The organism is Micromonospora sp. NPDC051227 (assembly GCF_044455385.1).
In the GTDB taxonomy this organism is placed as follows: domain Bacteria; phylum Actinomycetota; class Actinomycetes; order Mycobacteriales; family Micromonosporaceae; genus Micromonospora.
Genome location: NZ_JBITET010000005.1, coordinates 89,970 through 104,975 on the forward strand (window position 1 = coordinate 89,970; position 15,006 = coordinate 104,975).

At 73.1% G+C, this 15,006-nt stretch carries 11 protein-coding genes; 3 read left to right on the top strand and 8 right to left on the bottom strand.

Annotated features, from left to right (window positions below; genetic code table 11):
* Window positions 1-21 precede the first annotated feature (21 nt).
* The 5 genes from cmdF to ACIA47_RS15350 form a co-directional block, all read right to left on the bottom strand.
* Window positions 22-1,626, bottom strand: a complete 1,605-nt coding sequence (cmdF, locus tag ACIA47_RS15330; protein WP_396708372.1) for a tyrosine 2,3-aminomutase — start codon at window positions 1,624-1,626, stop codon at window positions 22-24.
* A gap of 70 nt (window positions 1,627-1,696) precedes the next feature.
* The gene (locus ACIA47_RS15335) at window positions 1,697-4,945 is read right to left on the bottom strand and encodes an AMP-binding protein (RefSeq protein WP_396708374.1); all 3,249 of its coding nucleotides are present in this window, start codon (window positions 4,943-4,945) and stop codon (window positions 1,697-1,699) included.
* A gap of 90 nt (window positions 4,946-5,035) precedes the next feature.
* Window positions 5,036-6,298 carry a GNAT family N-acetyltransferase gene (locus ACIA47_RS15340; RefSeq protein WP_203126101.1) on the bottom strand — a complete coding sequence of 421 codons (1,263 nt, stop codon included), beginning with the start codon at window positions 6,296-6,298 and terminating at the stop codon, window positions 5,036-5,038.
* Window positions 6,299-6,324: 26 nt separating this feature from the next.
* On the bottom strand, window positions 6,325-7,725 hold the full coding sequence (locus ACIA47_RS15345) for a condensation domain-containing protein (protein WP_203126100.1): 1,401 nt from the start codon (window positions 7,723-7,725) through the stop codon (window positions 6,325-6,327).
* 36 nt (window positions 7,726-7,761) lie between these two features.
* On the bottom strand, window positions 7,762-8,049 hold the full coding sequence (locus ACIA47_RS15350; protein ID WP_396708377.1) for a phosphopantetheine-binding protein: 288 nt from the start codon (window positions 8,047-8,049) through the stop codon (window positions 7,762-7,764).
* 391 nt (window positions 8,050-8,440) lie between these two features.
* On the opposite strand from ACIA47_RS15350, the gene ACIA47_RS15355 reads away from it, so the two are divergent.
* From ACIA47_RS15355 to ACIA47_RS15365, 3 genes are all read left to right on the top strand, one after another.
* The gene (locus ACIA47_RS15355) at window positions 8,441-9,838 is read left to right on the top strand and encodes a salicylate synthase (RefSeq protein ID WP_396708379.1); all 1,398 of its coding nucleotides are present in this window, start codon (window positions 8,441-8,443) and stop codon (window positions 9,836-9,838) included.
* Entirely contained in the window at window positions 9,820-10,971 is a 1,152-nt protein-coding gene (locus ACIA47_RS15360; protein ID WP_396708381.1) for an epoxide hydrolase family protein, read from the top strand. Before ACIA47_RS15355 ends, ACIA47_RS15360 begins: the two co-directional genes overlap by 19 nt.
* A gap of 113 nt (window positions 10,972-11,084) precedes the next feature.
* Window positions 11,085-12,326 (top strand): cytochrome P450, encoded by a 1,242-nt coding sequence (locus ACIA47_RS15365; protein ID WP_396708787.1) that lies wholly within the window; start codon window positions 11,085-11,087, stop codon window positions 12,324-12,326.
* A gap of 138 nt (window positions 12,327-12,464) precedes the next feature.
* Here the strand turns inward: ACIA47_RS15365 and ACIA47_RS15370 are convergent, their stop codons facing one another.
* From ACIA47_RS15370 to ACIA47_RS15380, 3 genes are all read right to left on the bottom strand, one after another.
* Window positions 12,465-12,890: an SgcJ/EcaC family oxidoreductase gene (locus tag ACIA47_RS15370; RefSeq protein WP_203126093.1), complete on the bottom strand. Its 426-nt coding sequence runs from the start codon at window positions 12,888-12,890 to the stop codon at window positions 12,465-12,467.
* Between the two features lie 48 nt (window positions 12,891-12,938).
* Window positions 12,939-14,123, bottom strand: a complete 1,185-nt coding sequence (locus tag ACIA47_RS15375) for an acyl-CoA dehydrogenase family protein (RefSeq protein WP_203126111.1) — start codon at window positions 14,121-14,123, stop codon at window positions 12,939-12,941.
* 62 nt (window positions 14,124-14,185) lie between these two features.
* Window positions 14,186-14,989: a TIGR03084 family metal-binding protein gene (locus tag ACIA47_RS15380; RefSeq protein WP_396708384.1), complete on the bottom strand. Its 804-nt coding sequence runs from the start codon at window positions 14,987-14,989 to the stop codon at window positions 14,186-14,188.
* Window positions 14,990-15,006: the final 17 nt, after the last annotated feature.

Sequence of the window (15,006 nt, forward strand, 5' to 3'; positions counted from 1 at the left end):
TCCTGCCGAGGCTCCGGCGGCTCACCGCAGGCCCTCGCCGCGGTCGGGCAGGGCGTCGACGAACTCGCCCCGGGCCAGCGCGGCCGCGATCGTCTCGATGTCGTCGCTCATGTAGCGGTCCCGGTCCAGGGTGGACACCAGGGACCGGATCCGGTCGTGGGTCGCTCGCCCGGCCGGGCTGAGCCGGTCCGCGACGCCCCGCAGGTCCACCGCCTGAGCGGCGGACAGGTACTCCACGGCCAGGATGAGGTCGTTGTTGCGCAACACCCGGCGGGCGTTGCGGGCGGCAATCAGGCCCATGCTCACCACGTCCTGGTTGTCGCTGTTGGACGGGATGCTCTGGGTGCTCGCCGGGCTGATGGTCCGGTTCTCCGCGACCAGCGCCGTCGCCGGGTACTGGGCGCCGGTGAAGCCGCTGTTCAGACCCGGCTCACCGGCTACCAGGTATTCCGGCAGGCCGCCGTTGAGGTGCCGGTTGAGCAGGCGGTTGGTCCGCCGCTCAGAGGTCACGCCGAGCTGGGTCAGGGCGATGGTGAGGAAGTCCATGGCGAAGGCCACCGGCTGACCGTGGAAGTTGGCGCCGTGGAAGACCTCCTTGCCCTCGAAGAAGAGCGGGTTGTCGTTGGACGAGTTCAGTTCGGTCGTCACGATGCCCGTGGCGTGGTAGACGGTGTCCCGCACCGCGCCGACGACCTGCGGGATGGCCCGCAGCGTGTACGGCTTCTGCAGGTAGATCTCGCCGCGCTGGACGCTGACCCCCTGCTGCTTCTGCTCCTCGACCTGACGGCGGATCTCCCGGTGCTCCAGCGCCAGGCCGCTGCCGGCCAGCAGGGCGCGCATGTTGGCGGCGTTGTCGATCTGGCCCCGGTGCGGCCGGGCCAGCTCGTGCCCCTCGGCCATGAAAGCGCCGGTCGAGCCCTGCAACGCCTCCAGCGCCAGCGCCGTCACGATCTCGGCCTGCCGGACCTGGGTGAGCGCCCGGCCGGCCAGCAGGGCGCCGAGGCCGGTCATGGCGGAGGTGCCGTTGATCAGCGACAGCCCTTCCTTGAACCGTAGCTGCAACGGCTCCACACCGAGTTGCCGCAGGACCGGGCCGGTCGGGGTGGGCCGGCCGTCGCGCAGCACGTACCCCTCGCCGATGATCACGGCGGCGATGTGCGACAGCGGGGCGAGGTCGCCGCTGGCGCCCAGAGAGCCGATCTCCGGGATGGCCGGGGTGACGCCCTGGTTGAGCAGCAGGGCCAACCGCTCCAGCAGCTCCGGCCGGACCGCCGAGTAGCCCCGCGCCAGCGCGTTGAGCCGGGCTGCGACCATGGCCCGTGCCTCGTCCTCGGCGAAGATCGGCCCGACCCCGGCGCAGTGGCTGCGCACCAGGTTGAGCTGGAGTTCGATCTCCATGGCGTTGTCCACCATCATGTACGCCAGGTCGCCGTACCCGGTGGTGATGCCGTACACCGGGATGCCCTGCTCGACGATGTCCTGGAACATCGCCCTGCTCGCCGCGGCCTTCTCCAGGGCCGTCGGGGCGATGACGCACGGCGCCTGTTCCTCGGCGATCCGCCGGATGCCGGCGATGTCCACGTTCTGGCCGTCGAGTTCGACGGGCGTTGTCTCCACCAGGGTCACGTCTCTCCACCTCATATGTCGTCGGGCTGGGCGGTTCGGGGATTCGTAGCGTCGTCCCCGCGCGGGGCGGTCAGGCGCTGCCGCTCACCTCCCTCTGCGTCCGGGCACCGTCGTCGGGCCGCGTCTCCGCGTCCACCAGGGCGGCGAGCCCGGCCAGCGTCGGGTCGGCGAGGAAGCGGCGGGCCGAAACGCTGACGCCGGTCCGCTCCCGGACTTCGTGCAGGAGCGGCGGGATCAGCAGCGAATGCCCGCCGAGGGTGAACAGGGAATCCTCCGGCGCCACCTCGTCGGTGCCGAGCACCTCGGCCCAGACGCCCGCCAGGATCCGCTCGGTCGGGGTGGCGGGCTGGCGGTCACCGGGCGCGCGCAGCGACGTCGGCGCCGGCAGTCGACGCCGGTCGACCTTTCCGCCCACGTTGCGCGGCAGCGTCGGCAGGGCGCGGAAGCTCACCGGCGGCATCAGGCTGCCGAACCGCTGTCGCAGCCGGGCCCGCCAGGCGGCGGTCAGGTCGTTCGCGCCCGCGCCGTCCGCCGGCTCCCGGGCCACCACGTACGCCATCAGGCGCACGACCAGGCCGCTGTGGTCGCGTACCGGCACCACCGCGCACTCGGCGATCGAGTCCGCGGCGGCCAGCGCCGTCTCCACGTCGGTGAGCTCCAGGCGGGTGCCGAAGAACTTGATCTGGAAGTCCTGCCGGCCGCGGAACTCCAGCAACCCGTCCAGCCGCCGGCGTCCGAGGTCCCCGGTGCGGTACCAGCCGTGGTCCGGCAACCCGAACTCCTGGTGGGCGCGCAGCGGCGTGAAGGCGTCGGCGGGCGCCTCCGCGCCCACATAGCCGGGCGTGACGTAGGGGCTGCGGACGACCAGTTCACCGGTGACCCCCGCCGGGCAGGGCCGGTCCTGGTCGTCGACCACGAGCACCTGGCGGCCGGGGATCGGCTCACCGACGGGCACCGTCCCGTGTACCGGCCCGGTCACCTCATGCCAGGTCGCCAGCACGATCTCCGTCGGGCCGTACAGATTGGTCAACCGGGCCGCCGGCAGCGCCCGGCGTAGTTCCCCGGCCAGCTCGCCGGGGAGCGGCTCGCCGGCGAGCAGCAGGTGCCGCAGCGCCGGCAGCGCGTCGCCGTGACCCCGGGACACCAGGGCCCGCAGAACCTCCCGGGCGAAGCTCGGCACGGTCTGGAAGTGGCTGATCCGTTCGTCGGCCAGCCAACGCACCAGCCGACGGGGGTCCACCCGCACCCGGTCGGGCACCGGGCAGAGGGTCGCGCCGGCGCCGAGCGCGGCGAAGATCTCGCAGAGCGCCGCGTCGTATCCGGGCGCCGCCCACTGGGCCACCCGACTGCCCGGCTCCATCGCGAAGTGCGTTGCCATCCACTGGCAGAACTGCGCGAAGCCGGCGTGGGTGTGCGGGATCCCCTTCGGCATGCCGGTCGACCCCGAGGTGTACGCGACGTACGCCAGGTCGGACGCGTCCGGGCCGGCCGGTACCGGCGGGTCGTCCTCCGCGTCGGCGCGGTGCAGCGTGTCCACCGCGACGGCCTGCCCGTCGAGTTCGGTGCGGTACCAGCGGGCCAGCTCGTCGTCGTCCGGGTCGCCCTCCACCAGCAGACAGGCCGGGCGCAGGTCGCCCAGGATCAGCCGACCCCGTTCACCCGCCTCCCCGGCCCCGATGCACACCAGGTGCGCGCACGCGTCGAGGACGCCCAGCAGCACTGCCACCTGGCGCGGCCCGGCCGGCATCCGCACCGCCACCGGCGCGCCCGCCGCCAGGCCCAGGCGCCGCAGCCCCCGGGCGGTGGAGCTGGCGAGGCTGGCGAGATCGCCGTAGGAGACGGCCTCCGACTGCCAGGCCACCGCGGTCTCACCCGGGTCCCGCTCGGCGCGAGAGTGCACCGCCGCGGCGACGGTGGGCCAACCGGCGGCGACCGGTTCGATCCGGTCGGCGGCCCGGGCCGCGGCACGGAGCTGCTCCGGCGTCTCCAGCGGCAGCGCGGCCACCGGCTGGCCGGGGTCCTTGAGCGCGGCGTCGAGCAGGGTACGCAACTGGCCGAGCAGCGCCCGTGCCGACTCCGGCTCGAACAGGTCCGCCCGGTACGCCAGCGTGCCCGTCACCGCCGACTCGACGGTGTCGACCTCCAACGACAGGCTCACCGGGACCGCCCCGGCGCGGACGGGCAGCCGGCGAACGATCGCGCCGGTGAGCACGGGGTCCGGCTCGGGCGACTCCGGGCAGCTGAACGCCGCGTCGAGCAGCGGTGGCCGCTGCGCGTCCCGGTCCACGTCCACCTCGGCGACCACGTCGGCGAAGGGCAGTTCCCCGTGGTCGAGCGCGGCCCGGCGGGCCTGGGCCACCCGGGCCAGCAGATGCCGGAAGGTGGGGGCGTCGGCGAAGTCGACGCATACCACCAGCGGGTTCTGGAACGGCCCCACGGTCCCGGCGAACTCCGGGCGGGGCCGCACCGCCACCGGGTGCCCCACGGTCACCCGCTGCTCGCCGGTGTGCCGGAACAGCAGCGCGTGAAACGCCGCGGCCAGCACCACGGCCGGGACGGTGCCTTCGGCGGCGCACACCTCGCGCAGGTGGCCAGCGGTCTCCTCACCCCAGTCGAAGGACACCGCCCCGCCCGCGTACCCCGAATCGGCTGCGGGCGGGCGGTCGGCGGGCAGCGACAGCGTCGGCGGTGGCGGGGTCAGCGCGTTCCGCCACCACTGCGCCAGCCGCCCGTACGTCGGGCCGGTCGCCTGCTCCCGCTGCCACCGCGCGAAGTCGCGGTACTGCAACGGCAGGAACGGCAGGGCGGGCTCGCGGCCCTGCACCGCCGCCGAGTAGCACTCGCCCAGCTCGGTCACCAGGATGCGGGCCGAGCTGTCATCGGCCACCAGCCGGTGCAGCACCAGCAGCACCTCGTGCTCCTCGGGGCCGAGCCGGACCAGTGTGAACCGGCTGAGCGGGCCGTCGGCGTGGTCGACCACGGCCCCGGCCAGGCCGGTGCGCAGCCGTTGCGCGGCCGCCGCCCGCTCCGCCTCGGCGACGGTGGTGAGGTCGACCAGCGCCGGAGCGTCGGAGCCGGCGTCGATCGCCTGCCACGGGACGCCGTCCCGCTCGACGATGCGGGTCCGCAGCGCCTCGTGCCGGTCGACCAGGGTCCGCCACGCGGCGCACAGGGCGTCCTCGTCGAGCGGGCCGTGCACCTGGTACGTGCGGCACACCGTGTGCGTCGGCGGCTGCGCGGCCAACCTCTCCAGAAACCACAGGCCCTGCTGGGCCCGAGAGGTGACCGCCCGGACGCCGTTGCCCCGTCTGTCGTTCATCGCTACCCGTTCCTCGTGCTGTCGACGACCCGCCGGCGCCACGCCCCGTCGCGCCGGCGGAGGCCGGGCGCCGGCGCGCGACCGGGGGAATCAGTAGAAGTAGCTGATGTAGGGGGCCCGTTCGGGCGTGGCCATGGTGTCCCAGAGCTGTGCGCAGCGCGTGTCCCGCGCGACGATGCGGCCACCCCGGGCCAGGTCGGTGGCGGTGGTGCCGCCGAGCAGGATCGCGCCGACGGCCGCCACGTGCATCTCCAGGTCCGGCTCGGCGGTGCTCCGCCGGCAGGTGGCCTGCCCCGCGTCGACGTCGAGGCGGAACGTGCCGTCGGTGTGGCCCTCCGGGTCGTGCACGCGCAACGTCAAGGCCCCGTCGCCGGCCCAGCCGCGCGCCTCCAGCAGCGTCGGCACGTCCAGCGGGCGCAGCCACACGCCGTCGTGGCGCTGCGCGCGCAGTTTGCGCGCGTCGGTCACCCACCACGCCAGCGGGTTGTCCACCGGGGCGTACCACACCTGGATGGTGGCCACCATGTCGACGGAGAGCAGGTAGCGCCAGAGCGTGGCGGCGGCCTCGGCGTCCACGGCGAGAAAGTCGATGACCTGGAGCATGTTGCGCGGCGTCGTCTCCGGCGCCCAGTCCGAGGTGATGCGGTACGACACGAAGCCCCGGTCACCCACCGCGACGCAGGCCCGTGGCGCACCGCCGCCGCCGACGGCGAGCATCTGCTCCAGGCGGGGGTTCGTCGGGTCCATGGCCAGCCGGTCCCAGTAGCAGGACGGCGGTATCACCTCGCCCGGGGTCCTGGCCGCCTGCCGCTCGTACACCGACTGGGCCAGATCCCGGGCCTCAATGCCGGAGACCCGTCGTACGGGCAGGTCGCCGTCGGGCGCGTCGTCGCGCCAGCCCACCCCCCGCACGTCGATGTTGAGGCTGTTGTACCAGGTGGCCGGGCCGTAGCCGAAGCGCCAGTAGATGGGCCACTCGGACACGCCCCCGGCGGCGATCGGCTTTCCCTCCTCGACCGCCCGCTCGTGCAGTCGGTGCAGGGTGGCCTTCATGAGCCCCTTGCGCCGCAGGGTGGGGTGGCAGGATCCGCCGGTGCAGGCGGCGAGCGGCACCGTCCGGCCGCCTGGCAGCACCAGGTCCCGGTGCAGCGAGGCGTTCGTTGCCACGTAACCGGCGTCGTCGGTGACGGCGATGGCCCGGTCCGGAGGGTGGGTGCGTCGGTAGAAGTCGACCACCTCCGGATCGTCACCGGGCGGCGAGGCGAACGCGCCAAGCCAGTTGTCGAGCCATTCGCCGTACCGTTCCTCGGTCACCTCGACCAGACGCATGCCAGCGGGAAGGTCAGCGGTCATCACAGGAGTCCCTTCGGTCTGGTCGGTCACTTGCCGGATGCGGCGGGCACGGCCGGAGCGCCCAGATCCGCCAGCGGCAGCTCGGGGTTGGCGACCCCGGCGCGCAGCACGTGGGTGAAATCGGCCAGCATGGCGTCCATCGAGGACTCCGTGAACCGGTCGACGCTGCTGTTCACCGCGAAGAGCAGCTCGTTGGTCGGGCTCAGCTCGGCGGTCCACAGGATCGCGTCGTCCGGGATGTCCGGTCCGACCGGCTGGGAGACACGCCGTTGGGCGGCCGTGCAGCCGACCCCGCCGGTGCCCTGCTCGCGCAGCACGAACGGGTTCGGTGACATCTGGAAGCCGGGCCGGGCCCGCTCGGCGATCCGGTCGCCCTCCTCCAGCGCGGCGATCTCGTCGGCCACCTCGGTGGCCAGCCGGACGAACGGCACCTCGTGCGTGAACGCCGACATGCAGCTCTCCCGGACCCGCTCGACCACGTCGCGGAAGGTCTGGCAACCGGTCAGGTCGGTGCGCAGCGGGAACAGGTTGACGAAGTAGCCGACGGTGTCGGCCATCCACCGGCGCCGCCGTCCCGGCCCCGACGTGAGCGTCCAGATCACCCCGTCGGTGATCCCGGTCCGGGCCAGCAGGTGCACCCGGTACGCGGCGAACAGCACCATGAACGGCGAGCACCGCAGGGACCGGGCGAAGTCCAGCGTCGCGGTGCCCAGGTCGGGACCGAGTGCGAACCGGTCGCACCGGGTGCCCGCCGGGGCGCCCACGGCCGGCGGTCGGTCGGTCGGCAGGGTCACCGGCCGGGCGTCGCGCAGGCGTTCCCGCCAGTACCGGAAGGAGGCGGCGGCGGACACCTCGTCCGAACCGGCCTGCTGCCGGGAAACGTACTCCCGGAACTGGTGCGCCTCGCGCAGGTCGGGCTGCCGGCCCCCGCGCCGCGCCGCGTAGAGCTCGACGATGTCCCGCATCACCAGGCCGAGCGACCACACGTCCACCACCGGCAGGTGGGCCACCAGCACGACGATCGAGTCGTCCTCGGCCAACCGGCCCACGTGGACCCAGAAGGCCGGCACCTGGTTCATGTCAAAGGTCTGGCCCTCGATCTCGTTGAGGAAGTCCTCGGCCCGATCGTGGCGCGGCCTGCCGTCGTCGGGCAGGTCGCGGACCACCACCGTCGGCGAGCCGGGCGGCAGGACCTGCTGCCGCCAGCCGTCCTCGTCGTGCAGCAGCACCGTGCGCAGCGCCTCGTGCCGCTCGACCACGTCGTCGAGGGCGGCGGTGAACGCGGGCAGGTCGAGGTCCCCGGTCAGCCGCCAGCCACCGCTTGAGATGGGACGCGGGCCGAAGGCGCCGGCGGAGCCGTCGTTCAGGTGTTGCAGGCGGAGGAACTCCTGCTCCAGCGAGAGCGGGAACGGGGTGTCGGGCATCATCGGTCTCTCCCTCTCCGGGGGTGGCGCACTCTGACGTCAGGTGGCGGGTTCGAGGGTCACGAAGACCTGACGGATGAACGTGTCGAGGTCCGGGTCGTCGAAGAGCTGGTCGACCCCGACCGAGGTGATGCCAAGCTCGTCCTCGATCCAGGCGATGATGAGCAGTGCGGTGATCGACTGCCCGCCCAGCTCGAAGAAGGTGGCGTGCTCCGAGCCCGGGGGCACGTCGAGCGCCTCCCGCCAGATGACGGTGATCTGTTCTTCCACCGAGGAAATGTCGGTGCCGGACGCGGAAGCGCCGCCCGGCGCGGGGTGCGTGCCCATAAGCTCACCTTTCTGCTGGAGCGGGCGTCCGCGCCGCCACGGCACCGGACCCGCCCGCCGGCAGGTCCACAGCCCGATCGTGGCACCGCCGGTCCGGGCGCTTCACCTCCTGAATTGCCCCGACCGCCTCGTCGTTGCGCACCTTCGGAGAAGCCGCCGCCGGGGCGGCGCCGATATGGTCGGAACGCTTGCTGGCTGCCGCAATCCCCTTGCCAGTCAACGGATTCCCGCGCGGCCGGCGGACGGATCGGGCCACCGCGCCGTCGTAGGTATCGGCGGTGGGTGGCCGCTGACATCACCCCGGGCCGATCCCCGACTCACGCCGACACCGCGTCTCTCGGATCGGTGCCGCGTCGCCCGCGCCGCCAGGCCGGACTTCCTGGAGGAGTAGATGGCTGGTCATCGGAAGTACCACGAACGGACCATCGCGCCGGTCGACGATCCACTGGCCGCGGCGGGGCAGCTCGTCGCGGCCCGGCAGGGCCGCGACCACGTGTGCTACGAGGGGCCCGAAGGGTACGCGGTCGCCGTGGACCCGGTCGCGGAGGTGATCGCCGACCGGCGCCGACTGGTGCTGCGCACCGACGAGGGCCAGCGGACCCTGCCCTTCTCCGGCGCGGCGCTGCGCGGGCTGTCCGCCCTGCTTGACGAGGTGCCGGTGGAGGCCTGGCGCTGCTACGGCTGGGCCGGGTTCGAGCTCGCCGCGGCCCGGGACGGGTTGACGGAGCTGCTCGACGACGAGCCGTTCCTGCACCTGATGATTCCCCGCGTCGAGGTGCGCTTCCAGACCACCGGCACGCTGCTGCGGGCGCTCGATGTGGCCGACCTGGACGGGCTCCAGGCCGAGCTGGAGAGCGCCGCGCCGGTCCGCCTGCCCGCCGGTCCGACCCCGGTGGACGACTGGGACACCGAGGCGTACCGGCACGCGGTGGAACGGGCGATCCGCACGATCCGCTCCGGTCGGTTGCAGAAGGTCATCCTGTCCCGCAGGGTGGCGGTCACTTTTCCGGTCGACCTGACGGCGACCTACCAGCTGGGCCGCCGGGCGAACACGCCGGCCCGCTCGTACCTGCTGCGCCTCGGGGGTCTGGAGGCCACCGGCTTCAGCCCTGAGACGGTGGTCGAGGTTTCAAAGGGCTGGGTGACCACCCAGCCGGTCGCCGGCACGCGTGCGCGCACCGGCCGTGGGGAGCTCGACGAGTCGCTGCGCCGGGAGCTGCTCACCGACCCCAAGGAGGTCTACGAACACGCGATCTCGGTGAAGGTGGCGGTTGACGAGCTGGCTGAGCTGTGCCGCGGCGGGCCGGTGGAGGTCCCGGAGTTCATGGCCGTCCGCGAACGCGGGTCCGTGCAGCACCTCGCCTCCACGGTCCGGAGCCCGCTGGCGGCGGCCGGCGACGCCTGGGACGCGTTCGGCGCGCTGTTCCCCGCGGTGACCACCTCCGGTGTGCCGAAGCGGGCCGCGTACGAGGTCATCCACGAGCTGGAGCCGTGCGCCCGTGGCCTGTACGGCGGCGCGGTGCTGACCTACGACGCGGACGGCGCGATGGACGCGGCGGTGGCGCTGCGGACCGTGTACCAGCGCGACGGCCATGCCTGGTTGCAGGCGGGCGCCGGCATCGTCGGCACCTCGCTGCCAGCGCGGGAACTGACCGAGACCCGGGAAAAGTTGGCCACCATCGCCCGCTACCTGGTGGCCCGTGAATCCGATAGTGCCGCCGGCGAGCGCCGGGGACACCCTTCGACCGCGAACCAGGAGATGGGGGAGACATGCAGCCGTTCCGCATAGCCGTTCCGGAGGCGGACCTCGACGACCTGCGTCGTCGCCTCGCCGCCACTCGGTGGCCCGACGAGCTGCCCGACGTGGGCTGGGAGCGGGGTGTCCCGCTCGGTTATCTCCGGGAGCTGGCCGAGTACTGGCGCACCGAGTACGACTGGCGGGCCGCGGAGGCCCGGCTCAACCGGTACCCGCAGTTCCGCACCGACCTCGACGGCGCACCCGTGCACTTCCTGCACGTACGGTCTCCGGAGCCCGACGCCGTGCCGCTGCTGATCACGCACGGGTGGCCGGGGTCGGTGGCGGAGTTCCTGGACGTGATCGGGCCGCTGTCCGACCCGGCGGCGTACGGCGGCGACCGCCGCGACGCGTTCCACCTGGTGATCCCCGCCCTGCCCGGTTACGGCTTCTCCCGGCCGCTGCCCGGTCCCGGCTGGGATGTGCCGCGCATCGCGTCCGCCTGGGGGGAACTGATGAGCCGGCTCGGCTACGAGCGGTTCGCCGCCCAGGGCGGCGATGCCGGCTCGGTGATCTCCCTGGTGCTCGGCGCCCTGTACCCGGAGCGCCTCATCGGGGCGCACGTGAACATGCTGATGACGTTCCCCGGCGACCCGGCCGAGCTGGCCGACCTGGACGAGGCCGACCGTCGGCGGCTGGCGCTGCTGGGCCGCTTCGACACCGAGCTCTCCGGCTACATGCGGATCCAGCAGACCCGCCCGCAGACCCTGGCGTACGGGCTCACCGATTCGCCAGTCGGGCAGCTGGCATGGGTCGTGGAGAAGTTCCGCGAGTGGACGGACTCGGCGAAGGCGCCCGAGGACGCCGTGGACCGGGACCAAATGTTGACCGTCGCCTCCACCTACTGGCTCACGGCCACGGCCGGCTCGTCGGCCCAGTTCTACTACGAGGGTGCCGCGGCGGTGCGCGCGGCGGCGGCGGGCGCGCCTCCGCCGCCCGTGCGGGCGCCGGTCGGGGTGGCGGTCTTCCCGCACGACATCTTCCAGCCGGTGCGCCGGTTCGCCGAGCGGGACTACCCGACGATCTCCCACTGGACCGAGTTCGACCGGGGCGGCCACTTCGCCGCCATGGAACAGCCCGACCTGCTGGTCGGCGACATCCGGGCCTTCTTCCGGCCGTTGCGCTGACCCGGGTGCCGGTCCGCCGGCCGTCCGTGGCCGGGACCCTGCCGCAGCGGCGCGGGCCTCCGCCGCTCCGGCCCCGTCGAACGAGGTCCACGGAGGACACCATGGAGGAACGCATGGAACAGCGCTGCCCCGTCAGGCTGGACACCACCGGAAGTCGGATCCACGCCGAGGCGGACACCCTGCGGACACAGGGCCCGGCGACCCGCGTGGAGCTGCCGGGTGGGGTGCTGGCCTGGTCACTCAACAGCTACGCGACGATCAAGAGGGTGCTGACCGACCCGCGGGTCACCAAGAGCGCCCGCAACCACTGGCCGGCGTTCATCAACGGTGAGATCCCGCCGGACTGGGAGATGATCAGCTGGATCGCCATGGAGAACATGGTCACCGCGTACGGGCGGGATCATGTGCGGCTGCGCCGGCTGGTCGGCAAGGCGTTCACCCCGCGGCGCACCGAGCTGATCCGCCCGCGCGTGGTCGAGCTGACCGGTGAGCTGATCGACCGGATGGCCGCCCGTGCGCCGGGCGAGGTCGTCGACCTGCGAGCCGAGTTCGCGTACCCGCTGCCGGCCCGGCTGGTCGCCGATCTCATCGGCATGTCCGAGGAGGCCCGGGTCGAGACGGCCAAGGCGATCGACATGATGGTTGACACCACTGTGTCGCCGCAGCAGGCCCAGCAGATCCTCCAGGACTGGCGCGCCGCGATGGTCGAGCTGATCGCCGAGAAGCGCAGCAACCCCGGCGACGACATCACCAGCGACCTGATCGCGGCCCGCGACGTCGACGGCACCCGGCTCACCGAGGCGGAGCTCACCGACACCATCTTCGCCATCCTGGGCGCCGGCTCGGAGACCACCATCAACTTCTTCGACAACGCCATCACCGCCCTGCTGACCCACCCGGATCAGTTGCACCTGGTCCGCACCGGAGAGGTGAGCTGGGACGACGTCATCGACGAGACGCTGCGGGTGGAGTCGCCGCTGGCGCACCTGCCGCTGCGGTACGCCGTGGAGGACATCGACCTCGGCGGCGTCACCATCCCGGCCGGCGATCCGATCCTGGTCAACTACGCGGCGGTCGGCCGGGACCCGGCCCTGCACGCCGGCGCCCCGGGAGAGTTCGACGTGACCCGCGCCGACAAGGAGCACCTGTCCTTCGGGCACGGGCCGCACTACTGCCTGGGCGCCGGCGTGGCCCGGCTGGTGGCCACGGTTGGCCTGTCCAGCCTCTTCGACCGCTTCCCGGAGATGGCCCTGGCGGTCGCTCCCGACGAGCTGAGCCCGCTGCCCACGTTCATCATGAACGGGCACCGCAGCCTGCCGGTCCGGCTGACCGCGCCGGTGCCATCGCTGTCCTGACGATCCGTCCCCGCCGCGCCACCACGCCGACCCGGCGGGGTGGCGCGGTGTCGTCGTGGGCGGGGCGGCGGGCGGGAGAGGACGCGAACCGGGGGCGTCGCGATGGCGACGCCCCCGGTCGGTGTTGGTGCGTGCCGGTCAGCCGGGCTGGGCCGGGCTGTTCTGATAGGCGGCCAGCAACCAGCGTCCCTCCTGGCGGTTCAGCAGCCAGGAGGCCCGGATGGCCCGCTCCGGCGCGACGTCGGACTCACCCTCGGCCAGCACGCCGCCCTCGGTCAGCAGCAGCGCGGTGTCGGGGGAGAGGAACCGCACCTCGAACGGCTGACCGGTCACCCGGGTGCCCCGGTACGGCCCGGCGAAGGCGGTGGCAATGAAGTCCCGGATCTCCGTCCGCCCCTTGCAGTAGAGACCCGGCAGGATCATCGTGCCGTCCTCGGCGAACTGGGCGGCGAAGGCGTCGGCGTCGTGCTCCGCCCAGGCCTCGACGATGCGCTGGGGTACGGCGGCGACGGCGGCCTGCTCGGCGTCCGACGGAGCGGCCGACTCGGATGTGGTGGAGGTCATCTCGTTACTCCCTTCCATGGTCGGTGGCGGCGGGCGCGTGCGTCGCCGTCACAGGTAGAGCGTGTTCGGTTCGAGGCCGCACAGCACCCGGCCGTACAGCTCCGCGTTGGTGTCCGGGTTCATCAGGGCGTGCAGGTTGACGGATTGCACGTCGCGCAGGACCCGCTGCATCGGCACCGAGTCGTAGACGGAGGAGCCGCCGCTGGCGTCGGCCAGGATCCGGACCGCCTCCCGCGCCCGTCGGCAGGCCGCGCCGAGCGCGGCGCGGGCCCGGGCACGCTCCTCCACACTCCACTCGCCGGCGTCGTTCGCCTTGCCGTCCACGAGGTCCGTGAGCCGGTGGGCGTGGTGTCGGGCCTCCTCGAGGCGCTGCGCCGCGTCCGCGACCTGCAGGTGGGTGACCGGCGCCTCGGCCTGTGCGTCGTACCCGGTATAGGTGATCTTCCGGCCGGGCAGTCGCTCGGTGAAGATGTCCCAGGCGGCCTGGGCCAGGCCGACCACGGACCCGACCGACGACGCGGACGCCACCGGCAGCAGCGGCGGACGGTAGATCGCCGCCTCGGCGTTGCGTCGGCTCGCGGACTGCTGCTGGAGCACCGCGCCCAGCGGCAGGACTCGGGCGGCCGGCACGAAGAGGTCGTCGGCGATCGTGCTCACGCTCCCGGTGCCGCGCAGGCCCGCGGTGTGCCAGTCGTCGACGATCGTCAGCGCCGACATGGGCACGAGGGCCATGACCGGCATCGGACCGCCCTCGGCGTCCATCTGGACGGCGATGATCTCCTGCCAGTGGCTGTGCAGCGCTCCGCTGACGAATCCCCAGCGGCCGTTCACCACGATGCCGCCGTCCGCGCGGTTGGCCGTCGCGGTGGGACTGAGCGTGCCGCAGATCCGCACATCCGGCGTGGCGAAGACCTCGTCCTGCACCTCGTCGGGGAAGAGGCAGGTCATCCAGGTGGGAATCCAGTAGACGGAGGCCACCCAGGCCGCCGCGCCGTCGCCGCGGGCCAGCTCGACGGCAACGTCGACCAGCGTGCGGGTGTCCGCCTCGTAGCCGCCGTAACGGGCCGGGACCCGCAGTTTGAAGACACCAGCCTCGGCCAGCACCTCGATCGTCTCCTCCGGCAACCGCCGGTTCTGCTCGGTCCACTCCGCCCGATCGCGGAGCGCCCGCGTCGCGGCGGTGGCCCGCCGGACGACTTCCTCCCTGGTGGGGACACCGGTCGCCAACACCATTGCCTCCTCGATGTGCTCGTTGGCTGTGACAGGTCGGGCCGACCGGGTCGCCCCGGCCGGGGTCATGCGGCCGAGACGGCGAACTGCCCCGGGGTACGACCGGTGCCGGCCGGCCCCCGGTACGCCTGGGCGAGGTCGAGCCAGCGGTCGGCCTCCGGCCCGATCGCCCGCAGCCCCAGGTCGTCGCGGTGGCGACGGCGGGTGACCAGCAGGCACAGGTCCTCGGCCGGACCCCAGACCGAGTTCGGGGCGTCCGGTGGCCCGAACTGCCAGCGGGTGCCCGACGGCGCCACGATGTCGAAGTGGAAGGTCGTGTCCGGCGGGGTCAGCTTGCGTGCGTGGTACCCGAAGTCCCAGGTCCGGACGGCGAACTCCACCAGGTGCCGCAGGCGGTCGGTGCGGGTGCGGCGCACTCCGAGCGTGTCCGCGATGTCCTGGCCGTGACCGAACAGCTCCATCATGCCGGCGGCTGCCAGCACCGGCGCCGGCAGCGGGCGGACCAGCCACGGCACCAGTTGCCCGGCGGGCACCGCCGCCAGCGCACGCTCGGTCTCGGCGCGCTGCCGACGCCACTTCACCAGCAGCTCGGCCGGGGTGTCGTGCAGGTGTGGCGCCATCGCCGCGACGACGTTGGCGTTGAAGTCCGGGCCCAGCCCGCCGGCCATCGCCGTGAACCCGTCGGGGTTGGCGGCCGCGAGCCCGGCCAGGTGGAAGGTGGCGGTCAGGTGTGCCATCTGGTGCGTGATCGTCCACCCGACCGCTGGTGTGGCCAACTGCCACTGCTCGTCGGAGAGGTCCGCCACCAGTTGGTCGATCTCGTCGCCGTCGGCCGCCAGGGCCGCGATCACATCCTGCTGCTCAGCCACCTGTTCGTTCCTCTCGG